The 26,804-nt window shown below is 71.1% G+C and carries 25 protein-coding genes; 12 read left to right on the top strand and 13 right to left on the bottom strand.

Going from position 1 to position 26,804, the window contains the following annotated elements:
- Window positions 1-9 precede the first annotated feature (9 nt).
- On the bottom strand, window positions 10-756 hold the full coding sequence (locus MXD64_RS05715) for a 4-hydroxy-tetrahydrodipicolinate reductase (protein ID WP_236559561.1): 747 nt from the start codon (window positions 754-756) through the stop codon (window positions 10-12).
- A gap of 23 nt (window positions 757-779) precedes the next feature.
- Between MXD64_RS05715 and MXD64_RS05710 the strand changes: the two genes are divergently transcribed.
- Window positions 780-1,301, top strand: coding sequence for a GNAT family N-acetyltransferase (locus MXD64_RS05710; protein WP_159557757.1), 522 nt, complete (start codon window positions 780-782; stop codon window positions 1,299-1,301).
- 49 nt (window positions 1,302-1,350) lie between these two features.
- Here the strand turns inward: MXD64_RS05710 and MXD64_RS05705 are convergent, their stop codons facing one another.
- Window positions 1,351-1,953 (bottom strand): histidine phosphatase family protein, encoded by a 603-nt coding sequence (locus tag MXD64_RS05705; RefSeq protein ID WP_017885928.1) that lies wholly within the window; start codon window positions 1,951-1,953, stop codon window positions 1,351-1,353.
- A gap of 8 nt (window positions 1,954-1,961) precedes the next feature.
- A complete protein-coding gene (locus MXD64_RS05700) occupies window positions 1,962-3,296 on the bottom strand; it encodes a M16 family metallopeptidase (protein WP_159557755.1) in 1,335 nt (444 codons plus the stop codon).
- Between the two features lie 251 nt (window positions 3,297-3,547).
- Here MXD64_RS05700 and MXD64_RS05695 point away from each other — a divergent pair, with 251 nt between their 5' ends.
- The gene (locus MXD64_RS05695) at window positions 3,548-4,195 is read left to right on the top strand and encodes a TetR/AcrR family transcriptional regulator (RefSeq protein WP_056071287.1); all 648 of its coding nucleotides are present in this window, start codon (window positions 3,548-3,550) and stop codon (window positions 4,193-4,195) included.
- Window positions 4,196-4,475: 280 nt separating this feature from the next.
- Window positions 4,476-5,003, top strand: coding sequence for a YbhB/YbcL family Raf kinase inhibitor-like protein (locus tag MXD64_RS05690; protein WP_056071290.1), 528 nt, complete (start codon window positions 4,476-4,478; stop codon window positions 5,001-5,003).
- 125 nt (window positions 5,004-5,128) lie between these two features.
- Here the strand turns inward: MXD64_RS05690 and MXD64_RS05685 are convergent, their stop codons facing one another.
- Window positions 5,129-7,408, bottom strand: coding sequence for a polyribonucleotide nucleotidyltransferase (locus MXD64_RS05685; RefSeq protein ID WP_259552115.1), 2,280 nt, complete (start codon window positions 7,406-7,408; stop codon window positions 5,129-5,131).
- A 281-nt stretch (window positions 7,409-7,689) separates the two neighbouring features.
- On the opposite strand from MXD64_RS05685, the gene MXD64_RS05680 reads away from it, so the two are divergent.
- The gene (locus MXD64_RS05680; RefSeq protein WP_263137234.1) at window positions 7,690-8,892 is read left to right on the top strand and encodes a hypothetical protein; all 1,203 of its coding nucleotides are present in this window, start codon (window positions 7,690-7,692) and stop codon (window positions 8,890-8,892) included.
- A gap of 160 nt (window positions 8,893-9,052) precedes the next feature.
- On the opposite strand, the gene MXD64_RS05675 is transcribed toward MXD64_RS05680, so the two are convergent.
- The 3 genes from MXD64_RS05675 to MXD64_RS05665 all read right to left on the bottom strand — a co-directional run bounded on the left by MXD64_RS05675 (window position 9,053) and on the right by MXD64_RS05665 (window position 10,812).
- Window positions 9,053-9,670 carry a CE1759 family FMN reductase gene (locus tag MXD64_RS05675; RefSeq protein WP_017885934.1) on the bottom strand — a complete coding sequence of 206 codons (618 nt, stop codon included), beginning with the start codon at window positions 9,668-9,670 and terminating at the stop codon, window positions 9,053-9,055.
- 322 nt (window positions 9,671-9,992) lie between these two features.
- Window positions 9,993-10,262: a 30S ribosomal protein S15 gene (gene rpsO / locus MXD64_RS05670; RefSeq protein ID WP_017885935.1), complete on the bottom strand. Its 270-nt coding sequence runs from the start codon at window positions 10,260-10,262 to the stop codon at window positions 9,993-9,995.
- Between the two features lie 100 nt (window positions 10,263-10,362).
- Complete coding sequence (locus MXD64_RS05665; RefSeq protein ID WP_017885936.1) at window positions 10,363-10,812, bottom strand: VanZ family protein; 450 nt, start codon at window positions 10,810-10,812, stop codon at window positions 10,363-10,365.
- A gap of 183 nt (window positions 10,813-10,995) precedes the next feature.
- On the opposite strand from MXD64_RS05665, the gene MXD64_RS05660 reads away from it, so the two are divergent.
- The 3 genes from MXD64_RS05660 (at window position 10,996) to MXD64_RS05650 (ending at window position 13,483) form a co-directional block, all read left to right on the top strand.
- Complete coding sequence (locus MXD64_RS05660; RefSeq protein WP_052481725.1) at window positions 10,996-12,072, top strand: glycoside hydrolase family 6 protein; 1,077 nt, start codon at window positions 10,996-10,998, stop codon at window positions 12,070-12,072.
- Window positions 12,073-12,134: 62 nt separating this feature from the next.
- A complete protein-coding gene (locus MXD64_RS05655; RefSeq protein ID WP_042538460.1) occupies window positions 12,135-13,184 on the top strand; it encodes a M4 family metallopeptidase in 1,050 nt (349 codons plus the stop codon).
- 29 nt (window positions 13,185-13,213) lie between these two features.
- The gene (locus MXD64_RS05650; protein WP_214519912.1) at window positions 13,214-13,483 is read left to right on the top strand and encodes a protealysin inhibitor emfourin; all 270 of its coding nucleotides are present in this window, start codon (window positions 13,214-13,216) and stop codon (window positions 13,481-13,483) included.
- A 71-nt stretch (window positions 13,484-13,554) separates the two neighbouring features.
- Here the strand turns inward: MXD64_RS05650 and MXD64_RS05645 are convergent, their stop codons facing one another.
- From MXD64_RS05645 to MXD64_RS05635, 3 genes are all read right to left on the bottom strand, one after another.
- On the bottom strand, window positions 13,555-15,798 hold the full coding sequence (locus MXD64_RS05645; protein ID WP_017885940.1) for a HelD family protein: 2,244 nt from the start codon (window positions 15,796-15,798) through the stop codon (window positions 13,555-13,557).
- Window positions 15,799-15,937: 139 nt separating this feature from the next.
- On the bottom strand, window positions 15,938-16,774 hold the full coding sequence (locus tag MXD64_RS05640; protein ID WP_140449234.1) for an aldo/keto reductase: 837 nt from the start codon (window positions 16,772-16,774) through the stop codon (window positions 15,938-15,940).
- On the bottom strand, window positions 16,774-17,145 hold the full coding sequence (locus MXD64_RS05635; RefSeq protein ID WP_017885942.1) for an FKBP-type peptidyl-prolyl cis-trans isomerase: 372 nt from the start codon (window positions 17,143-17,145) through the stop codon (window positions 16,774-16,776). Before MXD64_RS05635 ends, MXD64_RS05640 begins: the two co-directional genes overlap by 1 nt.
- 69 nt (window positions 17,146-17,214) lie before the next feature.
- On the opposite strand from MXD64_RS05635, the gene MXD64_RS05630 reads away from it, so the two are divergent.
- Entirely contained in the window at window positions 17,215-18,534 is a 1,320-nt protein-coding gene (locus tag MXD64_RS05630) for an MFS transporter (RefSeq protein WP_263137233.1), read from the top strand.
- Window positions 18,535-18,714: 180 nt separating this feature from the next.
- The gene (locus MXD64_RS05625; protein ID WP_263137232.1) at window positions 18,715-19,800 is read left to right on the top strand and encodes a YihY/virulence factor BrkB family protein; all 1,086 of its coding nucleotides are present in this window, start codon (window positions 18,715-18,717) and stop codon (window positions 19,798-19,800) included.
- 40 nt (window positions 19,801-19,840) lie between these two features.
- Here the strand turns inward: MXD64_RS05625 and MXD64_RS05620 are convergent, their stop codons facing one another.
- The 3 genes from MXD64_RS05620 to MXD64_RS05610 form a co-directional block, all read right to left on the bottom strand.
- Window positions 19,841-21,298, bottom strand: coding sequence for an aspartate ammonia-lyase (locus MXD64_RS05620; protein ID WP_040418951.1), 1,458 nt, complete (start codon window positions 21,296-21,298; stop codon window positions 19,841-19,843).
- Window positions 21,299-21,600: 302 nt separating this feature from the next.
- On the bottom strand, window positions 21,601-21,897 hold the full coding sequence (locus tag MXD64_RS05615; protein WP_263137231.1) for a hypothetical protein: 297 nt from the start codon (window positions 21,895-21,897) through the stop codon (window positions 21,601-21,603).
- Window positions 21,897-23,153, bottom strand: coding sequence for an inorganic phosphate transporter (locus MXD64_RS05610; RefSeq protein ID WP_040418878.1), 1,257 nt, complete (start codon window positions 23,151-23,153; stop codon window positions 21,897-21,899). The genes MXD64_RS05615 and MXD64_RS05610 overlap by 1 nt, the downstream gene beginning before the upstream one ends.
- A 115-nt stretch (window positions 23,154-23,268) precedes the next feature.
- On the opposite strand from MXD64_RS05610, the gene MXD64_RS05605 reads away from it, so the two are divergent.
- The 3 genes from MXD64_RS05605 to MXD64_RS05595 are packed head-to-tail and all read left to right on the top strand — an operon-like array spanning window position 23,269 to window position 26,796.
- A complete protein-coding gene (locus tag MXD64_RS05605) occupies window positions 23,269-24,957 on the top strand; it encodes a cation:proton antiporter (protein WP_017885948.1) in 1,689 nt (562 codons plus the stop codon).
- A gap of 52 nt (window positions 24,958-25,009) precedes the next feature.
- Window positions 25,010-26,491, top strand: coding sequence for an ABC transporter permease (locus MXD64_RS05600; protein ID WP_214584625.1), 1,482 nt, complete (start codon window positions 25,010-25,012; stop codon window positions 26,489-26,491).
- Window positions 26,492-26,508: 17 nt separating this feature from the next.
- Window positions 26,509-26,796, top strand: coding sequence for a hypothetical protein (locus tag MXD64_RS05595; protein ID WP_259552112.1), 288 nt, complete (start codon window positions 26,509-26,511; stop codon window positions 26,794-26,796).
- Window positions 26,797-26,804: the final 8 nt, after the last annotated feature.

Below are 26,804 nucleotides of genomic sequence, written 5' to 3'. Positions count from 1 at the left end.
CCACGGCCCTCAGCCGATGCCGAGGACGCTGCCGAGGCCCACGGTGAGCCCCCGCGCCGACACCACGTTCGCGAGCGCCGCACGGATGCCCGCCACGTAGGCGACGTCGTCGTTGGTGTCGTGCCGGATCGTCAGTGTCTCGCCGGGGCCGCTCAGCAGGACGTCCTGCACGGCCTTCACCCCGGGCAGCCGGAGCGAGTGGATGGGCACACTGGCGACCTGCTGACCACGGGCGCGCTGGTCGACGTGTGGAGCGTCCACCGGCCCGACATCGCGCCGGGCGTCGGCCATCAGCTCCGCCGTGCGCACCGCGGTGCCCGAGGGTGAGTCGATCTTGCCGGCGTGGTGGGTCTCGACGATCTCGGCAGCCGGGAACCACGGCGCCGCGATCGTCGCCAGGTGGGTGCCGAGCACCGAGCCGATCGAGAAGTTCGGGACGACGAGCACCCCCTGCTCCGGGCGTTCCTGCAGCCCGGTGCGGAGCTTCGCGAGGCGGTCGAGCGACCAGCCGGAGGTACCGACGAGCACGTTCGCGCCGCTCGACAGCGCGTTCTCCACGATCGCGGGGCTGAGCGACGGCACCGTCACGTCGACCACCAGGGCCGCGCCGCCGAAGACGGACGGGGGTGCCTGGTGGGCGCCGTCCTTCGAGGACAGACGGGCGACGAGCTCGAACTCCGGGAGTTCCTCGACGACGGCGGCCACGAGGCCCCCGAGACGACCGGTGGCGCCGACGACGGCGACGGGAGTGACCATGCGGTCCATCCTAGGATCGACGCATGTCAGTCGAGGTCAGGACCGTGCCGGCCGATCTGCCCGAGGTCGACGTCCTGCTCGACGCGTACCTGGACGAGCGCGAGGCGACGTTCCCGAGCGCGCAGGGCACCTACGCACGGAAGCGCACCCCCGCGGCCGAGTTCACGCCGCCGAACGGTGTCTTCGCACTGGCGGACGACGACGGCGTCGCGATCGGGTGCGGGGGGCTCCGGCGGATCGCGGACGGGGTGGACGCAGCCGGCGCCGTCGACGTCCGGTTCGAGGTCAAGCACGTCTTCGTGACACCGGCCGGGCGCGGCAAGGGGGTCGCGACGGCCGTGATGGACCTGCTCGAGCGGGCCGGTGCCGACCTCGGCGCGACGAGCATCGTCCTCGACACGAACGACTCACTCGTCGCCGCGGCCGCCCTGTACCGCAGCCGCGGCTACGTTCGCGTCGAGCCGTTCAACGACAACCCGAACGCGACCGCCTGGTACCGCAAGGCGGTGGCCCCGACCCGGACGGGCCGCGGGCCGGACGCCTGAGCCGCCACGGGCCTCCCGGCCGCGCCACCGCGAACCGGACCGGCGGCCGCTAGACGGGCTGGTCGACCGGCAGCCCGGTGCGCAGCTCCACCGGCAGGTGGGCCAGGTCGTTCAGCGTGACGACCTCGGCCGGCTTCGCCGAGCGGATCCGGATGATCGTGAGCGCGGTGTGCGCGACGTTGGTGCCCATCCAGCGCCACTCGGGCGCCTGGAACGCTTCACGGACGAACCAGCCGATCACGGCGTTGTGCGTGATGAGCAGGTCGTGCCGGTCTTCGCGCGCCGGGGTGAACCACTCCGACACGGCGTCGCCCATCTGGGCTTGTCCGGCGACGATCTCCTCTTCGGTGATGCCGCCGTACCAGCCCTGGTAGGCGTGCGGCATGTCCGGCGTCGGGCCCGAGGGGATGCAGTCGAACAGCAGCGTCGAGGGTTCCGGCTGGATCGACGGCAGACGCTGCGACAGGAACGCGGCGGTCTCGCTCGGGGCCTCGAGCGGCGAGTGGTACACGCCGTCGAATGGCACGCCGCCGAGACGGTCGGCGACCAGGGTCGCCTGACGCTTGCCGCGTTCGGAGAGCTTGCCGTCCCGCAGGCCGTGTTCGGCGTCCTGGTGTTCGCCGTGGCGGACGAGGTACAGGTAGTGCGACATGTCCGTGCTCAGCTGCCGATCCCGATGGCCGCGGCGAGTTCGTCCTGCTGCACGGCGCCGACCACCGAGGTGATCGTCGGCCGGGTGAGCAGGTCGCGCGCGAGTTCGAGCACGCCGCCGGTGGTGACGCCGTCCACGCGTTCGAGCGCGGTCGACAGGTCGGTGTACTCCCCCGTGCCGAGCTCGGAACGGCCGAGACGCGTCATGCGTGCGTCGGAGTCCTCGAGCGAGAGCGTCAGCGCACCCTCGATCTGCCCCTTCGCCCGTCGCAGTTCGTCGTCGGTGATCCCGAGGTCGACCATCCGGCGGAACTCCGCGTCGACGATGTCGACGACACCGGCGACGTTGTCCGGCGCGCAGCCGGCGTAGACGCCGAAGGCACCGTTGTCCAGGTAGGCGGGAGCGAACGACGACACCGCGTAGGCCAGACCGCGGCGCTCGCGGACCTCTTGGAACAGGCGCGAGCTCATGCCGCCGCCGAGCACGGCGTTCAGGACGCTGAGCGAGGGCCGGCGGTCGTCGCGCAGGTCGAGACCCTGCGAGCCGCGGAGCATGCTGACCTGCTCGGTCGGGCGGTGCACCACGGACAGCTTCGGCTCGACCGGGTCGGCAACCGTCTGGGGCGTGCGGCGCGGCAGCGGCGCGGCGTCGGGAGCGTCGTGGAAGACGCCGGCGACGAGCTCGCAGAACCGGTCGTGGTCGACGGCACCGGCGGCGGTGACGACGATGCCGTTGGGCGCGTAGTGCTCGCGGTAGTGCGCCAGCACCTCGTCGCGCTGGACCGCACGGATGCTGTCCGGGGTGCCGCCGATCGGACGGCCGAGGGGGTGCCCGCCGAACGCCGCGGCGAAGAACGCTTCGCCCGCGACGTCGGCCGGGTCGTCGGCGGCCATCGCGAGTTCTTCGAGGATGACACCGCGCTCCACGGCGAAGGCCTCGTGCTCGAGCACCGACCCGGTGACCATGTCACCGATGACGTTCACGGCCATCGGGACGTCGGTGTCCCGGACCCGTGCGTAGTAGCAGGTGTACTCCTTGGCCGTCGCGGCGTTGTGCTCACCGCCGACCGAGTCGAACGCGATGGCGATGTCGAGCGCCGACCGCGTCTCGGTGCCCTTGAAGAGCAGGTGTTCGAGGAAGTGCGTCGAGCCGAACTGACCGTCGCGCTCGTCACGTGAACCGACGCCGACCCAGAACCCGATGCTCGTCGACGCGGCGCCCGGCACCGCCTCGGTGAGCACACGGACGCCCGACGGCAACACGGTGCGACGGACGAAGGCCCCACCGGACGTCAGGAACGACGTGTCCGGGGCCCCGAGCGGCAGTGGCACTGGCTGGTTCATCGCAGACGAGCCTACTGATCCGCCGACGCGTGCCGCCCAGTTTCCCGGTCCGGGCCACGTGCCACTCGAAGTGGGGTACAGGAAGTGAGGACAGACCGACTCGTCTGTCTGTCCTCCTTGTGCTACAGTTGGCCACGCCGGATCGAAAGCCCCCCTAAGTTCCGATCCGGCGGCTCGGGACATCAGTCCTGCGCGACCACCGAGTCCCCCCACTCCGGTCGCGGAGCCGATGAGTCCGAGGAGTACACGCTGTGACGGTCGATTCCCCCCAACCGGCCGTCCAGCGTCTCCCCGGCCCGAGCACGAACCTCGCGTCGCCGGACGGGTCGAGCGTCCCCCCGACTCCCCGCTCCGGCGGCGCGAAGGTCCGTGTCCTCGAGACCGCCACGCGGCTCTTCTACGAAGAGGGCATCCACAGCGTCGGCGTCGACCGCCTCATCTCCGAGGCGAGCGTCACGAAGGCGACGTTCTACAAGCACTACGGGTCGAAGGACAACCTGATCCTCGCCTACATCCGGACCCAGCACGAGCGCGTGCAGGAGCGGATGGAGCAGCTCATCACCGACGCCGGCTCCCCCGAGCGGGCTGTCCGAGCGTGGGTCGCCGCGCTGGCCGACGACGTCAACGACCCGGCCTTCCGCGGCTGTGCGTTCCTGCACGCCGCCGCCGAGTACCACGACCCGCGCGACCCGGTCCGCCAGGTCGTCGCCGTGCACCGCGACTGGTACACCGAGCGCCTCGCGACCCTGCTGCACGACGCCGGGCACCCCCTGCCCGGTGACGGCGCCGACGAGCTCATGCTCGCGCGTGACGGTGCGATGGCCGGGGCCTACGCCGGCGACGCGATCGCTGCCACCGCGGCGCTGAACCGCGTGGTCGACCGGGTGCTCGCGGTCTGACACCCGACTCGTCGCCAGCGCTGTCGCTGTCGGCTGTCACTGTCGCTGTCGCGAAAGCGACAGATCACCGCGAACAGTTCGCGGCGATCTGTCGGCTTCGCGGCACGGACGCACCCGCGCGGCGCAGATCTGTCGCTTCCGCAGCGCGGTCGAGGCGACCGCGGGGCGGACGGGAGGCCCGTGGCGGCCCCGCACCGCGCCTCCAGGCCGTCTGTGCGAACTCCCACAGCCCCACGCGCGTCCCGAGCGCAGGCCCGGCCGGCGGGTGTTGGCTGGGGGCATGGCCAACGACCCCAACTGGAACCTGCCCGATGTCCCGTCCTTCACCCTGACGAGCCCCGACTTCGCCGACGGCGGTGCGCTGCCCACCTCGGCGCGCGGCTCCGACGCCGGTGGCGAGGACCGCTCCCCCGCGCTCGAGTGGTCGGACGCACCCGAGGGCACGAAGAGCTTCGTCCTGACCGTGTACGACCCCGACGCCCCGACCGGCTCCGGCTTCTGGCACTGGAGCCTGACCGACATCCCGGGCTCGGCGACCTCGCTCCCCGCCGGTGCCGGCACCGACGACGCCCTGCTGCCCGCCGAGGCCCTCCGCCGCCGCAACGAGTTCGGCACGGACACGTTCCTCGGCGCTGCACCGCCCGCGGGTCACGGCGCGCACCGGTACTTCTTCACGCTGAGTGCCCTCGACGTCCCCGTGCTCGAGGCGCCGGCCGACGCGACCCCCGCGGTCGTCGGCTTCATGCTCCGTGGGCACCTGCTCGGTCGCGCGCAGCTCATGGGCACGCAGGAGACCCCCGCCGCCTGACGGGTACGCGCACCGCGCACCGCGCCGCGAGCTTTCGCGCCCACCGCACGCACGCCCCGCAACGGCGAACGGCCGCCGCCCCGGAAGGGACGGCGGCCGTTCGTGCGTCAGGACGCGAGAGAGGATCAGCCCTCGGCCGGGTCCTCGGCGTGGGCGCGGACCGTCTCGGCCGAGGTGGAGTCACCCTCGGTCTCGTCGGCGACGACCGGCGCGAGCGACAGCTTGCCGCGGTCGTCCACCTTGGTGACCTCGACCAGGACCTTCTGGCCGACGCCGAGCACGTCTTCGACGTTCTCCACACGCTTGCCACCGGCGAGCTTGCGCACCTCGGAGACGTGGAGCAGACCGTCACGGCCCGGGAGCAGCGACACGAAGGCGCCGAAGGTGGCGATCTTCACGACGGTGCCGAGGAACTGGTCCCCGATCTCCGGGTTGGTCGGGTTCGCGATCGCGTTGACCTGGGCACGAGCGGCCTCGGCCGACGGACCGTCGACGGCGCCGATGTAGACGGTGCCGTTGTCCTCGATCGAGATGTCGGCACCGGTGGTGTCCTGGATCCCGTTGATCGTCTTGCCCTTCGGGCCGATCAGCTCGCCGATCTTGTCGACGGGGATCTGCACCGAGATCACGCGAGGAGCGGTGTCCGCCATCTCGTCGGGGGCGTCGATCGCCTCGTTCAGCACACCGAGGATGGCCGAGCGGGCCTCCTTGGCCTGCTTGAGCGCCGCGTCGAGCACCGTCGACGGGATGCCGTCGAGCTTGGTGTCGAGCTGGATCGCGGTGACGAACTCCGAGGTACCGGCGACCTTGAAGTCCATGTCGCCGAGCGCGTCTTCGGCACCGAGGATGTCGGTCAGGGCCGCGTAGCGGGTCTGGCCGTCGACGGTGTCGGAGACCAGGCCCATCGCGATGCCGGCGACCGGGGCCTTGAGGGGCACACCGGCGTTGAGCAGCGACAGGGTCGAGGCGCAGACGGAACCCATCGAGGTCGAGCCGTTGGAGCTGAGCGCCTCGGAGACCTGGCGGATGGCGTAGGGGAACTCGTCACGCGACGGCAGCACCGGCACGAGTGCGCGCTCGGCGAGGAAGCCGTGCCCGATCTCGCGACGCTTCGGCGAACCCACACGGCCGGTCTCACCGGTCGAGTAGGGCGGGAAGTTGTAGTGGTGCAGGTAGCGCTTCTTCGTGACGGGCGACAGCGAGTCGATCTGCTGCTCCATCTTGAGCATGTTCAGCGTGGTGACACCGAGGATCTGCGTCTCACCGCGCTGGAAGATCGCCGAACCGTGAACGCGCGGGATCACGGCGACCTCGGCGTCGAGCGGACGGATGTCGGCGAGGCCGCGGCCGTCCATGCGGATCTGCTCGGTCAGGATGCGGCCGCGGACGACCTTCTTCGTGACCGACTTGTACGCGGCACCGACCTGCGAGTTGGCGACCTCGGGCAGCGAGCCTGCGGCGACCTGCTCGGCGATGGCAGCCTTGACGCGCGACTTGAGCGCGTCGTCGGCGTCCTGGCGCTCGGTCTTGGCGGCGATCTTGTAGACGTCACCGAGCTCGGAGAGCGCGAGGGCTTCAACGGCCGAGTAGACCTCGGGAGCGTACGGCGGGAAGACCGGGAAGTCCTGGATCTCCTTGGCCGACTGCGCGGCGAGCTTGGCCTGGGCGTCGACGAGGGACTTGAGGAACGGCTTGGCCGCCTCGAGACCCTGGGCGACGATGGCCTCGTCGGGCTTGGTGGCGCCGCCCTGGATGAGGTCCCAGGCGTGCTCGGTGGCTTCCGCCTCGACCATCATGATCGCGACGTCCTCGTTGCCCGCCTCGTCCGTGACGACACGGCCGGCGACGGTCAGGTCGAACACGGCGTCGGCGAGCTGCGAGGCCTTCGGGAACGCGACCCACTGGTCACCGATGAGCGCGAGGCGCACACCGGCGATCGGGCCGGAGAACGGCAGACCGGAGATCTGCGTCGACGCGGACGCGGCGTTGATGGCCAGCGCGTCGTAGAACTCGTCCGGAGCGATGCTCAGGACGGTGATGACGATCTGGACCTCGTTGCGCAGGCCGTCGACGAACGACGGACGCAGCGGCCGGTCGATCAGACGGCAGACGAGGATGGCCTCGGTCGACGGACGGCCTTCGCGACGGAAGAACGAACCGGGGATCTTGCCGGCGGCGTAGGAACGCTCCTCGACGTCGACGGTCAGCGGGAAGAAGTCGAATCCTTCACGCGGGTGCTTGCCGGCGCTGGTGGCCGAGAGGAGCATCGTTTCCTCGTCCAGGTACGCGGCGACCGCGCCCTGGGCCTGCTGAGCGAGCCGACCGGTCTCGAACCGGACGGTGCGCTTGCCGTACTTGCCGTTGTCGATGACGGCTTCGGCGAACTTGATCTCGGGACCCTCCAAAAGGGCGCCTCCTTGATGTGTTTCCGGCAGGCCGTGGCGACGGCACTCGATGGTGCGTGCGCGCCGATCGTTCCGGACGCATGTCTGGCCAGCAGTAGAAGCACTCGGGAAACCGTTCCGGCCCGCGAGCCACCACCGATGACCAGCTCCGTGCCCGGCCTGCGCAGTGTTGTGTGTGACGTCCGGGGAATGAGTCCTCGGACACGATGGACTTTACCAGTCCTCAGGCTGTCGGCGGCGCGGCTCGCTGGACTCCTGGTGAACATCGGTAGCCTGCCGACATGCGTCTCACCCCCTCACGGGGCGTGCTCGTCGCGGCCGCCGTGGTCGTCGGCGCGCTCGTCGCCCCGACCCTGACCGCTGTGCCCGCCAACGCCACCGAGTACCCCACCTGGCAGGACGTCCAGCGCGCCAAGGGCAACGAGACCGCGAAGCGGGCCGAGGTGCAGAAGGTGCAGGCCGCGCTGCAGTCGGCGCAGGACGAAGCGGCCGCGAAGTCGCAGGCCGCCCTGGTGGCCTCGTCGAAGGCGGACGCGGCCGAGACGGAGCTGGCGTCGGCCACCCAGGCCGCCACGAGCCTCCAGGCCCAGGCGCAGCACGCGAGCCAGACGGCGGAGCGGGCCCAGCAGCGGGCCGGCCAGCTGGCCGCGAACCTGTACCGCGACGGCAGCACGAACCAGATGACCACCCGGATCGCGACCGCGAAGAACCCGGACCAGCTGCTCTACCAGCTCGGTGCGCTCGACCAGCTCTCTGAGACCTGGTCCGGCGTGATGGACGACGCGTCCGTCGCTGCCGGCACCGCCTCGTCGCTGCACGAGCAGGCCGAGCGGGCCGAGACGGAACGTGAGACGCGTGCGCAGGCAGCCGAGGAACGATCGGCCGCGGCGAAGTCGGCGGAACAGGTGGCGGACGCCGCCGTCGAGTCGACGGAGCACCACAGCGACGAGCTGTACGCGCAGCTCGCGTCGCTCAAGGACAGCACCGCGAAGCAGGAAGCCGGGTACGAGCTCGGCCAGCGGGTCGCCGCACAGAAGGCGGAGCAGCAGCGCAAGCGGGCAGCAGCGGCGGCGGCCGAGGCAGCGAACACGCCGACCCCCGGCAGCAGTGGCGGCAGCGCCCCCGGCGGCGGTTCCGGCACGTCGTACCCGAGCACCGGCGGCGTCGTCGTCGACCCGGCCGGCGCCCAGGCCTACGCGCGCGGGGCCCTGGCGTCCTACGGATGGGGCGACGACCAGTTCTCGTGCCTGGTGTCCCTGTGGACGCAGGAGTCCGGGTGGCGGGCGAACGCCCTGAACGCCTCGAGCGGCGCCTACGGCATCCCCCAGTCACTCCCTGCCGAGAAGATGGCGGTGGCCGGTGCCGATTGGCGGACGAACGCCGCGACGCAGATCAACTGGGGCCTCGCCTACATCAAGAGCGCCTACGGGTCGCCGTGCGGGGCGTGGGGGCACGAGATGAGTGTCAACCCGCACTGGTACTGATCGCCGGGCAGGTCGGTTGCAGCGCTGCTTGACGCCGTCGTCTTGCTGAGACGCCGCAGTCTCACTGAGACGCCGTCGTCTTGCTGAGACGCCGGCGAACGCACGAGACGCCGCCGGATTCGGCGGCGTCTCGCGGACACGACGGCGTCTCTGCACCTGTTCAGTGGCCGAGGCCGCCGAGCAGGCTCGCGAAGTCCGGGGTCGCGGGGAGCGCGTCGGCTTCCTGCGGCGCCCGCCTGGAGGCCCGGATCGCCCAGGCCAGGTCGGCTCCGGCCCGGCGGATGCGACCGTCCAGGGCGGCCGAGTCGCCGTCGGTCCCCCAGTCGTCGGTCGCGGCGAACACCCCGGTGGGGACGATCGCCGCACGCAGGTACGCGAAGACGGGTCGCAGCGCGTGGTCGATCGCCAGGGAGTGCCGCGAGGTCCCGCCGGTGGCACCGAGCAGGACGGGCATGTCGGCCATCGAGTCCTTGTCGAGCACGTCGAGGAAGGACTTGGCGAGTCCGCTGACGCCTGCGGTGAAGATCGGCGTGACGAACACGACGGCATCGGCCTCGACCACGGCGGCCATCGCGGCGGAGAGTGCGGGTGCGGCGAACCCGGTCAGCATCGCGTCGGTGATCTCGTGCGCGAGCGGCCGGAGCTCCACGTGCACGACGTGTGCGGGGGTGCCCTCGGCGACGAGCGAGGACACGGCCGCCTCGCCCAGACGGTCGGCGAGCAGGCGGGTGGAGCTGGGCTCGGAGAGTCCGGCGGAGACGACGGCGATGGTGGTCATGATGCTTCCCGACTTTCGATGCGTTTGCATGAACATAGCATCCAACCGAGCTCCCCTCGCAACCATTCCCGTCGTCCGACCGGCGGCCGATCGGTCACGACTGCCCGCGCGCTGACCGCCGATCGGTCACGAAGTGTCGAGTCAGACCGCGGGATACGACGAGTCGTGACCGCGGGACGAGCGCGGGCGACGTGTCGTGACCGGTCCGAGCGGGAGCGCCGACGGAGCGGACCCCGGCGCACGACGCCCGCCCCGGGAACGAAGAACACCCCGGTCCTCGTGGAGAGGACCGGGGTGTTCGGTCAAGCGTGTGTCCGGTCGACTAGCGACGCAGGCCGAGGCGCTCGATGAGCGTGCGGTAGCGGGCGATGTCGACGTCGGAGAGGTAGCCGAGGAGACGGCGACGCTGACCGACCATGAGCAGCAGGCCACGACGCGAGTGGTGGTCGTGCTTGTGCTCCTTGAGGTGCTCGTTCAGGTCGTTGATACGACGCGTCAGAACGGCGACCTGGACCTCGGGGGATCCGGTGTCGCCCGGGTGGGTCGCGTACTCTTCGATGATCTCCTGCTTGACCTGTGCGTCAAGTGCCATGGTGATCCCCTTCCTGTCCGTTGCGCGGTGCCCGTGCCTGATGCACGAGCGCTCTTTGTCCGCGGCCGTTCGACGGCAACCGCCCAAGACTACCAGAGTCCTACGCGGTCCTCGGCTGCAGGCGACGTCGGCGCCGACGGTCCGGCAACAGGCTGCGGACGAGTCCGACCAGGGTCGCGCCGAGCAGCCCGCCGAGGCCGTTCGACAGCACGTCACGCGGGTCCGCGACGCGGTACGGCAGGTACGTGGCCTGGGCGAACTCGATGCCCGTGGACAGTGCCACCGCGACGAGCGCGCCGAGGATCCACCAGCGACGGGGCAGCCACAGCGCGGCGAGCATGCCGACCGGCACGAACATCGCGATGTTGGCGAGGAACTCGGTGCGCTCGTACGTGAACCAGGCACCGTGCGGCAGCTGCTGCACCCACGCGATCGCGTGCAGCACGAGCGAGTTCTGGGCCGAGGTGAAGACCTGCGGGGTCAGCGTCATCCGCCAGATCACCCAGGCGTAGCCCGCGGTCAGGGCGAGGAGGAGGAGTCGACGGAACATCCGCACAGTGTGGAGCACGGTCCTGCGCGGTCGCTGGAGCGCTCCTGTCAGCGGGCGGTGCGACTCCTGGGCGATCGCGGCTCGGCCCTGGTCAGGACTCCCCCGCACCTGTCAGCATGGGTCCGGGCACGACCGCTGCCCGCACCACCGACACCGCACGGGCAGATCAGGGAGCACCGCAGCATGCCGGAGCACGAGGCACCCAGCACCCCCCGCCGCAACCGCACCGGCGGACTGCGGCAGTGGGGGTGGATCGCCGCGGCGGCCGTCGTCGTCGCCGCGGTCGTGACGACGCTCGTGGTCGTCGGCCCCTGGAACGGTGGCCCGCCGGACGGCGACCGTACCCCGAGCGGACGAGCCGTGTCCGAGCGGAAGTCCGCGGCCGAGGCGTTCCCCGGCGGACTCGCGCGCCAGCCGACCGCGGTGAACCAGGCCGGCATCCGCGAGCGCCAGGCCCGGGCCGAGGGCGACGCCCAGACCGCCGAGCAGATCGCGGTCATCGCCGACCAGCCGATCGCGACCTGGCTGACGAACACCTCGCGCTCCGAGACCCGGTCGACCATCCGGTCCGTGGTCGCCACCGCGAAGGAACGTGGCGGCACCCCGGTGTTCGTCCTGTACAGCATCCCCGACCGCGACTGCGGCAGCTACTCGAAGGGCGGCACCGAGGACGACGCCTACCTGCCGTGGGTCCGGTCCGCCGTCCGTGCGATGGCCGGCTCGCACGCCGTCGTGCTCGTCGAACCCGACTCGATCGCGCAGATCCAGAACTGCGAACGGCTGCGCGACGAACGTCTGCCCCTGCTGCGGAAGGCCGTCGACGCACTGACCGGTCACGGGCTCACCGTGTACCTGGACGGCGGCAACGAGAACCGCGTGCCGACCGCGACCATGGCGGACTGGCTGCGGCAGGCCGGCATCGACGAGGTGCAGGGCTTCTTCACGAACGTGTCGAACTTCTACCGGGTCGACCAGGAGCGCGCGTACGCCGACGAGCTCGCCGACGCGGTCGGTGGCGACCCGCACTTCGTCATCGACGTCTCCCGCAACGGGCAGGGGTGGCGGGGCACCTGGTGCAACCCCGAGGGCGCGGGCCTCGGCCAGGAGCCGCACGTCACCGGCGGGAGCACCCGGCTCGACGCGCTGCTCTGGGTCAAGACGCCGGGGCTCAGCGACGGCACCTGCAACGGTGGCCCCGCCGCCGGCCAGTGGTGGGAGTCGTACGCGCTCGCCCTCGTCGAGCACCGCAAGCGCGACTGACGGCCACCACCCGGCAACCGGCAGCGCAGGGCCGTGTCGGTGCCCGGTGGTTGCATGAGCGCATGACCGCGACCGACCGCATCCGCTCCGTCGTCCCGCCCTACCTGCTCCGCGCCGTCGCCGATGCCGACGCGTTCCCCCGTGCGGCCTCGGCGGCACGCACCGCGCTGGCCTCGCTCGACACCGTGCAGGCGCCGAAGCACGAGCACCTGGTCGCGCCGCGCAGCCTCAGCGGCACCGTCGACCGCTCCCCGCAGCGCACCATCACCGACGCGCACGGCACCACGACGCTGCCCGGCACCCTCGTCCGGCACGAGGGCGACGCCGACACCGGCGACACCGCGGTCGACGAGGCGTACGCGGGCCTCGGCGCCACGCACGCCTTCTGGCTCGAGGTGTTCGACCGGGTGTCCATCGACGGCGCCGGGCTCCCCCTCGACGCCACCGTGCACTACGGCCAGGACTACGACAACGCCTACTGGGACGGCAGCAGGATGGTGTTCGGCGACGGCGACGACGAGGTGTTCCGCCGCTTCACCATCGCCCTCGACGTCATCGGCCACGAACTCGCGCACGGTGTCACGCAGTACACCGCCGACCTGACCTACCAGGGGCAGTCGGGGGCCCTGAACGAGTCGATCAGCGACGTGTTCGGTTCCCTCGTCGCCCAGTACGCGGCGGGTCAGACGGCCGAGCAGGCCAGCTGGCTCATCGGCGAGGGGCTGTTCACCGACGCCGTGCAGGGCGACGCGCTCCGCTCGATGCGGGCGCCAGGAACCGCCTACGACGACCCGGTGCTCGGCAAGGACCCGCAACCGGCGACCATGGCCGGGTTCGTCGTCACCACCGACGACGCCGGCGGGGTGCACACCAACTCGGGCATCCCGAACCACGCGTTCTTCCTGGCGGCCACCGCCATCGGTGGGCCCGCGTGGCAGGGAGCCGGCGCCGTCTGGTGGGACGCCCTGACCTCGCCCGAGGTGACCGCCTCGATCGACTTCGCGGGCTTCGCCACCGTCACCGTCGACGCTGCTGTACGACGGTTCGGGGACGGCTCCACCGAGCACATCGCGGTCCGTCAGGCCTGGCAGCGGGTGGGCGTGCTCGACTGAGCACCCGTCCCGGGCGTAGCGTCGGGGACATGCGCATCGAGGTCCGCCGCTCCGGGGGCTTCGCCGGTACCGTGCGGCGCTGGCGGGTCGACACCGACGCGAGCAGCGACCCCGCGATGTGGTCCGACGTGGTCGACGCGCTGCAGCGCACCCCGGCGCCGACCGCTGCGCCCGTCCCCGACGACTTCAGCTGGACGATCACCGTCGAGCGCACCACCGTGACCATCCCAGGCCGCAGCCTGGACGGACCGTGGGCCGACCTGGTCGAGCGGGTGCGGTCCGAGGGCGACCCGACCTGAGCCGGGAGGCGCGTGGCGGACCCGCACCGCGCCTCCTGTCCGCCCCGCGGGGACGCCACCGCCCGGCCGCGTCAGTCGACGTCGATGACCGTCAGGCGACGCGTCGGGCGCGTCATCGCGACGTAGACCGCTGCGGCGGCACGGGCCGCGTCGGCACCCACGCCGTCCGGGTCGACGAGCAGCACGCCGTCGAACTCCAGGCCCTTGGCGTCCGCGCCGGTCAGCACCGTGAGCGACCCGGCGGTCGGCGAGGCGAGCCCCCGGACGTCCGCCTCGGTGCGGGCGAGCCGCTGCCGGACGGTGTCGACCTGGGACTCGGGGACGATGACACCGATGGTGCCGGACCCGATCCGGACACGCTCGGCGTCGGCGACGGCGACGACGGTGTCGAGCAGGTCGGCCCGCGCGACGCGGACACGCTCGACGGGGTCGCCGTCGCGCACGGCCTCGTTGCGCGTGACCGTCAGCCCGGCACTGTCCGCGAAGGCCCCGGCGGCCTCGACGATGGAGCGCGGGGTGCGGTAGTTGACCGTCAGCTGCTCGATGCGGTGGTCGAGCGGCACCTGCGGCGCACGGCCGCGTCGGCGACGCGCGAGCGCCCCGATGACGTCGTCCCACGTGCGCGCGGCACCCGGCGAGGAACCCTGCGCCATGTCGCCGACGATCGTGAACGAGCGCAGCGGGTTGCGGCGGGCGAGCACGCGCCACTGCATCGGAGAGAGCTCCTGCGCCTCGTCGACGACGATGTGGCCGTAGGTCCACTCGCGGTCGTCCGCGGCGCGCTCTGCGGTGGAGCGGGGGTCGCCGCCCTCGGCGAACGAGCCGGCGACCTGCTCGGCGCTGACGATGCCCTCGACGCCCATGTTCTCGATCGCCTGGCGGGCGTTCTCGATGTCGCGGTTCCGGCTGGCCTTCGCGGCGCGCTTGGCGGCGCCGCCGGTCGGGTCGAACGGGCCGAGCAGTTCGGCGGCCTCGTCGAGCAGGGGGACGTCCTCGACGGTCCAGGCCGTGCCGCGGGCACGCTGCAGCAGGGCGCGGCGCTCCGGTGTCCAGTCGGGGGTGAGCGAGGCGAGCCAGTTCGGCCGGGCGTAGAGGTCCTCGAGGAACTTCTCCGGCGGCAGCGGTAGCCACGCGGTGTTGAGCAGGACACGGGCGTCGTACGAGCTCCGGATGTCCTCGCGCAGGACCTTCTCGTCGGCTTCGTCCACCGTGGTGCCGCGCTCCCGCAGCTGCTCGGCGAGCAGGCGCGTCATCGCGTCGAGGGCGATCTTGTTGAACGTGACACGGGCGGCGTTGTGCGGCTTGCCGCGGTCCTGCGCGCGCTTCATGGCGTCGGCGACGAGCTGCGGCGACACGACGAGCCGCTCGCCCTCGATGTCGAGCGTGACCGACTCGGTCGGTACGACCTGGCGCGAGCGCACCGCCCGGCGCAGCAGCGACGCCATCTGGGCGGCGCCCTTCACGGCGGCGACGTCGCGGGTGTCGTGCGTCGTCGCGTGCACGCCCGGGTAGAGCGAGCCGAGTGAGGCCATCACGACGCCGGTCTCGCCGAGCGACGGGAGCACCTGCTCGATGTACGTCAGGAAGGCCGGGGACGGTCCGACCATGAGCACGCCGGAGCCCCGTAGCCGCTCGCGGTACGAGTAGAGCAGGTAGGCGGCGCGGTGCAGCGCCACGGCGGTCTTGCCGGTGCCGGGACCGCCCTGCACGATGAGCACGCCCTCGAGCGGCGAGCGGATGATGCGGTCCTGCTCGCCCTGGATCGTCGCGACGATGTCGGTCATCCGGCCCGTGCGCTCGGCGGTGACCGCGGCGAGCAGCGCGCCCTCGCCCTGCAGGTGGGTGCGCTCGTCGTCGTAGAGCGAGGCGTCGAACACCTCGTCCTCGACGCCGACCACCCGACGACCCTGCAGGGACAGGTGCCGGCGGGAGCGCATGCCCATCGGGTGCGCCGCGGTGGCCTGGTAGAAGGCACTGGCACCGGGGACGCGCCAGTCGAGCAGGAGCGGCCGGTGCTCGGCGTCGCGCAGCCCCACGCGGCCGATGTACCGGAAGGTGTCGTCGGGGTTGTCGGGCTCGGCGACCTCGAGCCGGCCGAAGACCAGACGGTCCCCCACCCGCTCGAGCGTCGCGACGGTGTCCTCGTAGAGCCGGGCGTACGCGTCGCGCTCGCTGCGGCTCTGGTGGTTCCCGCCGACCGCCTGTCGGCGGGTCTCGGCGAGGCGCTGTTCGGCCTCGGCGGTCAGCTCGTCGAGACGACGGAAGAGGCCGTCGACGTAGCCGCGCTCACGGTCGATCTCGGTCGGTTCGGACACACACAACCCTTCGGGAAAGAGGGGTGTCCAGTGTAGTCCCGGCGCACCGACACGGATGACTGGAGGCGCGGTGCCAGCTGACACCGCGCCTCCGGTCCGGACGTCCGCGCGTCCGCGCGTCCGCGCGTCCGCGACCCGTCTACATCTCTTCGTGCGTGTCCGGGTCACCGTCCCACAGGCGGCCGCGCTCGAGCGCGGAGATCGCCTGCACCTCGTCGTCGGTCAGCTCGAAGCCGAAGACGTCGAGGTTCTCCTTCTGGCGGGTGGCGTCGCCCGACTTCGGCACCGGCACGGCACCGAGCTGGACGTGCCAGCGCAGGACGACCTGGCCGGGGGCCACCCCGTGTGCGGCGGCGGCGTCGACGATCGGCTGCTCGGTGAGCAGTTCCGACCGCTTCGCGAGCGGGCTCCAGCTCTCGGTCACGATGCCGAGCTCCTGGTGCACCTTCCGCAGTTCCGCCTGGGGGAAGTACGGGTGCAGCTCGACCTGGTTGACGGCCGGGGCGACCCCGGTGGCGTCGACGATGCGGCGGAGGTGCTCCGGCGTGAAGTTCGAGACGCCGATCGAGCGCACCTTGCCGCTGTCGCGCAGGTCGACGAACGCTTTCCAGGTGTCGACGAACTTGTCCACCGACGGGTTCGGCCAGTGGATCAGGTACAGGTCGACGTGGTCGAGCCCCAGGTTGCCGAGGGTCTCGTCGATCGAGCGGTGCGCCTCGTCGTAGCCGTGGTGGCGGCCGGGGAGCTTCGAGGTGACGACGAGGTCCTCGCGCGCCACCTCGGACTCGCGGACGGCCTTGCCGACGGCGTCCTCGTTGCCGTAGTTCAGCGCCGTGTCGAGCAGCCGGTAACCGCCCGCGATCGCGGTGCCGACCGCGGCCGCACCCTCGTCGCCGTTCAGCCCGTAGGTGCCGAGGCCGAGTTCCGGGAACCGGTGGCCGTCGTTCAGCTCGATCGTCGGGGCACCGACCTGCATCAGCGGACCCCGAGCAGGTCGATCACGAAGATGAGGGTCTTGCCGGACAGGAAGTGGCCGCCACCGGCGGGGCCGTAGGCGAGCTCCGGCGGGACGACGAGCTTGCGGCGGCCGCCGACCTTCATGCCGGGGATGCCCTCCTGCCAGCCGCGCACCAGCGCCGCGAGCGGGAAGTCGATGGGCTCGCCGCGGTTCCAGGAGCTGTCGAACTCCTCGCCGGTCTCGTACTCGACGCCGGCGTAGTGGACCTTGACGGTCGAGCCGGCGGACGCTTCCTCGCCGGAGCCCTCGACGATGTCGGTGACGACGAGCTCGGTGGGGGCGGGGCCCTCGGGGGCGTCGAACTCGGGCTTGCTGTTCAGGTCAGTCATGCCGATCAGTCAACCAGAGGGCGCACCGGGCACGCGCAACGAGCGTCCAGCCCGCAGAATGGTTCCACCGTGACACCATCGACTCCCGCACCGCCGCGCCGCCGTCTGCTCGCCGACCTGACCCCGCTCCGCCGCTCCCCCGCCTTCGCCCGGCTCTGGGCGGGCACCGCGATCGCCGGCATCGGCACCCAGATGACGACCGTGGCCGTCGGGCTCGAGGTCTACGAGATCACCCGCTCGACCTTCGCCGTGGCCCTGGTGGGTGTCATCGCGCTCGTGCCGATGATCGTCGCGGGTCTGTACGGCGGGATGCTCGCGGACGCCTTCGACCGGCGCCTCGTCGCGCTCGTGTCCTCGATCATCGCGTGGGTCGCGGTCGCCCTGATCGCCACCCACGCCTGGCTCGACCTGCACAGCGTCCTCTTGCTCTACGTGCTCGCCACGGTGAACGCCGTCGCCGCCACCGTCAGCAACGCGTCCCGCTCGGCCATCGTCCCGCGGCTCGTCGGCACCGAGCTGCTGCCCGCGGCGAGCGCCCTGGGCGGGATCGCGTCGGGGTTCCAGGTCACCGTAGGACCGGCGATCGCCGGTGTGCTCATCGCGACCGTGGGCTTCGCGCCGACGTACACGATCGACGTCGTGCTGTTCACGTTCGCGTTCCTCGGGGTGTTCACGCTGCCGCGGATGGCTGCCGACCACGACGCGCTGCGGCCGGGGCTCGGCTCGCTCATCGAGGGTGCGAGGTTCCTGCGGCGGTCGCGCAACATCACGATGACCTTCGTGCTCGACATCGTCGCGATGACGTTCGGGCAGCCGCGCGTGCTGTTCCCCGCGATCGGGGCGCTCGTCATCGGCGGCGGGTCGATCACGGTCGGCACCCTGACCGCCGCGTACGCGATCGGAGCGCTGCTGTCGAGCGTGTTCTCCGGGCCGCTCGGACACGTCCGACGCCAGGGTGAGGCCGTCGGCTGGGCCATCACGGCGTACGGCGGGGCGATCGCGGCGTTCGGTGTGGTCATCGCGCTGGCACACGTCCTGGGCGGCCGCTCGGGTGAGGCGTTCGGGGTCGAGATCCTGCCCGCGCTCGGGCTCGCGGCGCTGTTCCTGGCGATGGCCGGCGGCGCGGACAACGTCAGCTCGGTGTTCCGGAACACGATCCTGCAGGCAGCGTCGCCGGACGGCATGCGTGGTCGGCTGCAGGGCATCTTCATCGTGGTGGTCACGGGCGGTCCGAGGCTCGGCGACCTGTACGCCGGCCTCGTCGTCGCGGCCGGCATCGCGTACCCGCCGGTCATCGGCGGCGTGCTGATCATCGGCCTCGTCGCGCTCCTCGTCCGGATGGTCCCGTCGTTCCGCCGCTACGACGCCCTGCACCCCCACGCCAACTGACCGGTCGGTCCTGGTGCGCATAACACCGGTGTTCGCACTTCGAACACCCGCGTTCCGCGGTGCGGAGCGTGAACACCGGTGTCTTGCAGGCGCACCAGCGCGACCAACAGGCGGTCGGGAGGCGCGGGGCGGGCCCGCCACGGGCCTCCAGGGCCGCACGTGTCGGGTACCGTACGACACATGCCGGACAGCGCATCGCGCGATCTCCAGCGGACGGGAGTCCGCGCCGTCGTCCGGCGCACCTACCACTCCGTCATCCGGCACCGCGTCGTCGACGCGGCCGCGTCGCTGACGTTCTTCGCCCTGCTGACCGTCTTCCCGACCGCGCTGGCGGTGGTGTCGGCCCTGTCCATCGTGGACCGCAAGGGCGACAGCCTGACCGACATCGTCGAGGTCCTCGGGTTCATCGTCCGGCCCGAGACCGCGTCGCACCTCGAGGGCCCGCTCCGGCAGCTGCTGACCCTGGACAACCCGTGGCTCGGGTTCACGATCGGCGTCGTGCTGACGCTCTGGTCGCTGTCCGGCTACGCGACGGCGTTCGGGCGGGCGATGAACACCGCGTACGAGGTCGAGGAGGGTCGGCGGATCTGGAAGTTCCGCAGCATGATGCTCCTCGTCACGCTGCTCGTCATGGTCGGCGGTGCCGTCGCGATCGTCATCCTGCTCGGCACCCCGACCATCTCCGAGGCCGTCATCCGGCAGCTCGGGTGGGCGCCCTGGATCGACGACGTGTGGAACGTGGCGAAGTGGCCGGTGCTCGCGGTCGACCTGGTCGTGATGGTGGCAGTGCTGTACTACGCGACGCCGAACGTGAAGACCCCGCAGCTGCGGTGGGTGTCGGCCGGTGCCGCGTTCGCGATCGTCACCTGGGCCATCGCCACCCTCGGGTTCGCGCTCTACGTGGAGACCCTCGGCGGCGGGAACCGTGCCTACGGGTGGCTCGGCGGCGCGATCCTGCTGCTCGTGTACCTGTACATCTCGAACTTCGTGCTCGTGGTCGGCGGGGAGCTCGACTCCGAGGTGATCCGGATGCGGCAGCTGATGGCCGGCATCGAAGCGGACGAGTCGATCCGGCTGCCGCTGCGGGACGTCACCCGGAACTTCACGCTCGCGCGCTGGCGGGACCAGGACATCGCTGCGGCGCAGCACGTCCGGGCCGAGGCCGCTCGGGTGGCCGAGGACGAGGACGTCGAGATGACCCCGGGCGAGGAGCAGCTGCGGGCGATGGCGCAGCAGGTGCGGGTGGGCGAGCGGCCGCTGCCCTGACGGGTGGCGTGCGCGCGCTCGTTGCCGCGGACGCCCCGCGTCAGCGCTTGCGCGCCTCGGCGTCCAGCATCTCCTCGGTGACGATCGGGATGGCGCCGGTCGCCAGCTCGATCCCCGACAGCCGTGCCGGGCTGAGCACCCGCATGACCTGGTCCTCGTCCATCAGGCCCGCGGCCACGACGAGCGTCGAGATCGGCGTCGAGGTGGTCAACGCCGTGTGCGCGATCGACGCCGCGGCCGCGTACCCGATGTACGGCGTCAGCGCCGTGACGACGCCGACGTTCGTGTCGACCTGGGCGGCGAGCTTCGCCTCGTTCGCCTCGATGCCGACGACGCAGTGCTCACGGAGGGTCGCACAGCCGCGGGACATCCACTGCAGGGACTGCAGGATCGAGTGGGCGATGATCGGCTCGAAGGCGTTGAGCTGGAGCTGGCCGCTCTCCGCCGCCATGGTCACCGTGGTGTCGGCTCCGGCGACCGCGTAGGCGATCTGGTTCACGACCTCGGGGATCACCGGGTTCACCTTGCCCGGCATGATCGACGAACCGGCCTGGCGAGCGGGCAGGGTGATCTCGCCGAGGCCCGCCTGCGGGCCGGACGACAGCAGCCGCAGGTCGTTGCAGATCTTCGAGAGCTTCGCGGCGCTGCGCTTGACCGTGCCGGACAGGGTCATGAAAGCGCCGGCGTCGCTCGTCGCCTCGATGAGGTCGGGGGCGGTGACGACGTCGATCCCGCTCGCCTCCTGCAGCTGCCGGCGGACCTCGTCGCGGTAGAGCGGGTCCGCGGTGATCCCCGTGCCGATGGCCGTCGCGCCGAGGTTCATCTCGGCGAGCAACGGCATCACCTTGCGGAGCATCTCCGCGTCCTCCTGGATGGTGTGCGAGAAGCCGGTGAACTCCTGCCCGAGGGTCATCGGCACCGCGTCCTGCAGCTGCGTCCGGCCGACCTTGAGCACGTCGGCGAAGGCGCGGCCCCGCTCGGCGAACGCGGCGGAGAGTTCCTCGAGCTGCACGATCAGCCGCCGGACGCCGAAGATCATCGCGATCTTGATGCTCGTCGGGTAGGTGTCGTTCGTCGACTGGCTGCGGTTCACGTGGTCGATCGGGTGCAGGTACGCGTAGTCGCCCCGCGCACGGCCCAGGAGTTCGAGTGCCCGGTTGGCGAGCACCTCGTTCGTGTTCATGTTCGTGCTCGTGCCCGCGCCGCCCTGCACGACGTCGACGACGAACTGCTCGCGGAGCGCCCCGTCGCGCACTTCCTGCGCCGCGCGGTCGATCGCGTCGGCGCGCTCCTCGTCGAGGACACCGATCGCCCGGTTCGCCCGCGCCGCCGCCTGCTTCACGGTGACGAGCGCCTCGATGAGGTCCGGGTACACGGCGATCGGCACGGAGGTGATCGGGAAGTTCTCCAGCGCCCGCAACGTGTTGATGCCCCAGTAGGCGTCGTTCGGGACCTCCCGTGATCCCAGCGAGTCGCTCTCGGTCCGCGTCGTCGTCACAGGTGCCTCCTCGTTGCCGGTCACACGTCGAGGCTAGTCCGGTCCGTCCAGCCGGTCCGGGAACGCGCCGGGACGGTGCAGAGCGGCGCGTTCCTGCGCGAGCGGGCGGAATGCCGCGGTCGCCTCGGTAACGCACGCCGGCATTTCGCCCGCTCGCCCGGGGCGGACGGGAGGCGCGGCGCCAGGCCGCCACGGGCCTCCCGCTCGCGCGGCGAGCGCGGCGAACACACGACGAGTGAGCAGAAGACGCCGGGTCGCGAAGGGCGACCCGGCGTCTTCTGCTCACTCGGTGAGCGCGCCCGTCAGTGGAACTGCGGAACGATGAGGTAGATGCCGTAGAACACGACGGCGCCGCACACGACGAAGCACGCGACGGCAGCGGCACGGAGTGCACGTGTAGCCGTCGAGGCGCCGGCCGGGTTCGGGAAGCCCGCGGTGGCCGGACCGATCGTGCCGTCGTCCTTCACGGTGAACTTGCCGGCGCGGGTGTCGGCGGCGCTCCAGAGACGGAGGCCGACCGAGTACACGGCGACGACGAAGCACGACGAGACCACGGCGACGAGCGCCACGGTGAGGAATGCAAACCAGTCGATGCCCATCAGCGACGGCCTCCCTTGCGGGCCGCCATGCGACGGAGCGTCCGCTCGCGGCTCAGTTCGGCGCGACGCTCGGCGACCGCGTCGGCGCGCTTCTTGCGCTGCATGTCGCGCAGCTCCTTGCGGGTCAGGACCGCGTTCGCGGCGACGTCGACCTCGATGGCCGAGGCCTGCTCGTGCGGCTTGCGGAGCGACCAGAGGTACAGGCCGAGGATGACGGCGGCACCGACCACGGCGTCGATCACGAGCCCGATGACGCCGAGACGGGCGATCCCGGAGGCGACGGCACCGACCGCAGCAGCGGCAGGCAGGGTGATGAACCAGGCGATGACGATCTTGCCGGCGGTCGACCACTGGATCTTCGAGCCCCGGCGGCCGAGACCGGCACCGATGATGGAACCCGAGGACACCTGCGTGGTGGACAGCGCGAAGCCGAGGTGGCTGGAGGCGAGGATCGTCGCCGCGGTCGAGGCCTCGGCCGCGAAGCCCTGGGTCGCCCGGATCTCGGTGATGCCCGAGCCGAGCGTGCGGATGATCCGCCAGCCACCCGTGTAGGTACCGAGCGCGATCGCGAGGGCACAGGCCACGACGACCCAGAACTGCACGCCCTGGTTGGACGACTGCGCGCCCGAGGCGATGAGGGTCAGCGTGATGACGCCCATCGTCTTCTGCGCGTCGTTGGTGCCGTGCGCCAGGGACACCATCGAGCTGGTGAAGACCTGCCCGATCCGGAACCCGCCGCGCTCGTTCGGGAACACCGGCCGCTTGGTGATCCGGTACGCGATGCGCGTCGACAGGAACGACACGAGCGCCGCGATCACGGGCGAGGCGAACGCCGGGATGATCACGACCGTCAGCAGCGCGACGTAGTTGACCGACTGGAACCCGGCACCGACGATCGCGGCACCGATGAGCCCGCCGAACAACGCGTGCGAGGACGACGACGGCAGCCCGCGGAGCCACGTGATCATGTTCCAGACGACTGCCCCGATCAAGCCCGCGAAGATCATCTCGGGGCTGATCGCGACGCCACCGGGGCCCTCGTTGATCAGCCCGTGCGAGATCGACGTCGCCACGGCGGTGCTGAGGAACGCACCGACCAGGTTGAGCACCGCAGCGACGGTGACCGCCACCTTGGGCTTCATGGCGCCGGTCGCGATCGGGGTCGCCATCGCGTTGGCGGTGTCGTGAAAACCGTTTGTGAAGTCGAAGAAGAGGGCCAACGCGATGACCAGGACGACTATGAGTGTGATGTCCACCGCGGGCAAGTGTCCCAGGCGTCGGCCCTTCGAGCAAACCTGATCGGCAACCTGTTGTTCACCGTCGCTTCACACTCGTTCAGGTTCGGAACCATGCCGATGGAAGAATGGGTCCATGGACACCGCTGAGCTCCTCATCCTGTTGATCGGATCGCTCGCGGTGACCGGGTTCGCCCGCGCCAAGGGGCTCCCCGCTCCCCTGCTCGTCACAGCGGTCGCCCTGGCGGCGTCGTTCCTGCCCGGGCTGCCCCCGATGGAGATCGACTCCGAGGTCATCCTCACGGTGATCCTGCCGCCGCTGCTCTACTCCGCCGCGCTCGACGTGTCGTGGCAGAGCTTCCGCGGCTCGATCAAGCAGATCCGACGACTCGGCATCTTCCTGGTGATCGTGACGGCCCTGGTCGTCGGCGGAGTGGCGTACCTGCTCATCCCGGACATGACGCTGCCTGCGGCGATCCTGCTCGGCGCGATCGTCGCCCCGCCGGACGCGGTGTCCGCCGCCGCGATCGGCCGGAAGCTCGGACTCCCCCGGCGTGTCATGACCGTGCTGTCCGGCGAGAGCCTCATCAACGACGCGGCCTCGCTGACCCTGGTGCGCGTGTTCACGCTCATCATCGCCGGCACGTCGCTGACGGTCTGGCAGGACCTCGGCATCTTCGGGCTCGCGATCGGCGTCGGCCTGGTCGTCGGCATCGTGCTCGGCGTCGTCGTGCACTGGATCCGGATGCGCATCAACGACCCCGTGGTCGAGACGATCATGAGCATCCTGCTGCCGTTCGTCGCGTACATCCTCGCCGAGGACCTGTCCGGCTCCGGCGTCATCGCGGTCGTCACGGCCGGCCTGTACATCGGCTACAACTCGCCGAAGGAGGGCTACGCCACCCGGCTGCAGGAGCGACCGCTCTGGACGAGCATCGACGTCATCCTCGAGGGCTTCGTGTTCGCGCTCATCGGCCTGCAGCTCAACACCGTCGTGCAGGACCTGGTGGAGAGCGAGCGCAGCCTCGGGCAGACGCTCACCGCGGCGGCCGTCGTGCTCGCGGTGGTGATCCTGGTGCGGCCGCTGTTCGTGTTCGAGTCGTACGTGCGCAACCGGTTCAACGGGAAGTGGCTCCGGCCGCTGCGGATCAAGCTGTCCCGCGGGCACCCCTCACTGCGGTGGATGCGTGGTTCCGCGGAGCCGAAGCTCAACTGGCGGGAGCTCACCGTCATCTCGTGGACGGGCATGCGTGGCGTGGTGACCCTGGCGGCTGCGGTGTCCGTCGTCGCGAGCCCGACGCAGATCCCGGCGCAGGACACGATCTTCATCATCGCCTTCTTCGTCACCGTCGGCACCCTGCTGTTGCAGGGGCTCACGCTGCCCTTCGTCATCCGCGCGCTCAAGGTGCAGGACCCGGCCGAGGGCGAAGAGGACGTGCGCAGCGAGATGCGGCTCAACCAGCGCACCACCGAGGCCGCGATCGAGCTGCTCGAGAAGCGACGTCCGGCGTGGGCGAAGCAGTACGGCTCGGACGCCGTCGACTCGGTGGTGAACCGGCTGAAGGCACGACTCGAGCGTCAGGCCGAGACCTTCCGCCAGGACGCCGAGGAAGAAGAGGACGAGGAGCGGAACGTCGCACTGCGCCTGCGCGGCTCGCAGATCCAGGACATCCGGCGCGAGCTGCTCGACCGCCGCCGCGAGATCGTGCTCGAGGAGCGGGAGAAGGGGAACCTCGACGAGGAGGTCATGCGCCGCGTGCTCGTGACCCTCGACGCCGAGGAGCTCGCGATGGACTCGGCGCAGGCATCGCGCAGTCGCTCCTGAGCACCTCGGGCGTATCCTGGCGCTCCGATCGAGAGCAGGAGCAGAGCGCCGAGTGAGCACGCCGCGGAACGACGTCCCCAGGAACGACGACGGACCGGAGCGCCCCGGCGGTTCGCGTCCGACGCCCCCGAAGTCGCGCGGGAGCCGGCCGTCCGCCCAGGGGACGAAGCCGCGTCGCGGTGCCAAGGTCGCGGGACACGCCAGCCGGTCAGCACCCCGGCGGCAGGCCCCCGTCCCCGCCCCGCAGCAGTACAGCGCGTACCGCCGCTGGTACTCGACTTTGCACCCGTCGCTCCAGCTCATCGGCCTGCAGCTGTGGATGCCGCTGTTCTTCATCGTCGGGTTCTGCCTGTGCTACGTGTTCGCGTTCCACGCCCCGCACCCGCACGACGTGCCGATCGCCCTGATCGGCAGCGACCCGTCCTTCGTGCAGGCCGTGCAGCGGGCGTTGCCGGGCGAGTTCGTGTTCCACTCCTACGACTCGCTCGCCCAGGCGAAGCGCGACGTGGTCGACGGCTCGATGGCGGTCGCGTACGACCCGGCCGCGAACGAGTTCTTCAAGGCGAGCGCGCACCAGTTCCAGGTCGCGAGCCTCGTGCCGGCCACCCTCAGCGCGGTGCTCACCGGCCTGGGCGTCGCGACCCCGAAGGTGACCGAGCTCGCGCCCCTGCCGGCGTGGGACGAGTACGGCACCGTGGCGATGTACGTGATGCTCGCGTGGTGCATCGGCGGCTACATGGTCGCGATGTTCATCGGCATCATGGGCGGCCCGCTCCGGCACCGCACCCGCATGACGGTCATCGCGGTCGGCGGCCTGGTCATCTCGCTCATCACGAACACGCTCGCCGGCCCGGTGCTCGGTGCCATCCACGGCCACTGGATCCAGCTGGTGCTCATCGCCTGGGGCTGGATCGTGGCGATCGGCCTGGCGGTGAACGGTCTGAGCTACTTCGTCGGCCGCTTCATCGCCGCCCCGGCGATGATCTGCTTCGTCTTCCTGTCCATGCCGTCGTCCGGCGGCGCCTACCCGAAGTGGTTCATGCCCGAGCCGTTCGCGTGGCTCAACAACGTCGTGGTCGGCTCGAGCATGGTCGACATGATCAAGCACCAGGTCTACGGCGTCGGCCCCGGTCCGGCCCGAGGCCTGATCACGATGGCGTGCTACGCGGCGGCCGGCCTCGTGCTCATGTACTTCGGCAAGCAGTGGTGGGAGCGCAAACGGATCCGCGCGATCGTCACCGGCCGCACGACGATGTTCCAGGACGCGAACACGGCCAACCGCGAGTTCCTCGGCGGGCAGCGCGACGCCGAGCTGGAGCGCCACGGGCTGACCTCCACCGAGACCGGCACCCTGAGCGTGCTGCGGGACGACGACTGGGAGGACGAACGCACCGGTGGCGACGTCTTCACCGGCGCGCGCGACGGCCTCGAACCGGGCGCGACCCCGACCGGTCGCATCGCCGTGCAGCGCCCCGCGAACCGGAAGGAGCCGCGACCGGCGGCGGCTCCGCACGGCAAGCACGCCGACCGCTGACGCGTATCCTGAGGGGCATGAACCCCCGAATCACCTGGCACCGCGTCCTCGTCAGCGTCGTCGTCGTGTTCCTCGTGCTGACGCTGGGCTTCTACGCCGCGAGCGTCCTGCTCGCCCCAGCCGACGGGCGCGGCACCGCCGGGCTGTTCGTCGGGTGGGCGATGTTCTCGATGATCGGTGCGATCGTCGTCGGTGTCATCGACTTCTTCGTGCGCCCCCTGGGCGGCCGGAGCGGCGACGCCGACGTCATGGCCGCGGCCGAAGAGGCCCGGACCGGCAGCACGCGCACCCAGCAGACGCCCTGAGCGAGACC

Source organism: Curtobacterium sp. Arg-1, assembly GCF_025643395.1.
Lineage (GTDB): Bacteria > Actinomycetota > Actinomycetes > Actinomycetales > Microbacteriaceae > Curtobacterium > Curtobacterium poinsettiae.
This window is presented reverse-complemented; position numbering and strand designations above follow the sequence as displayed.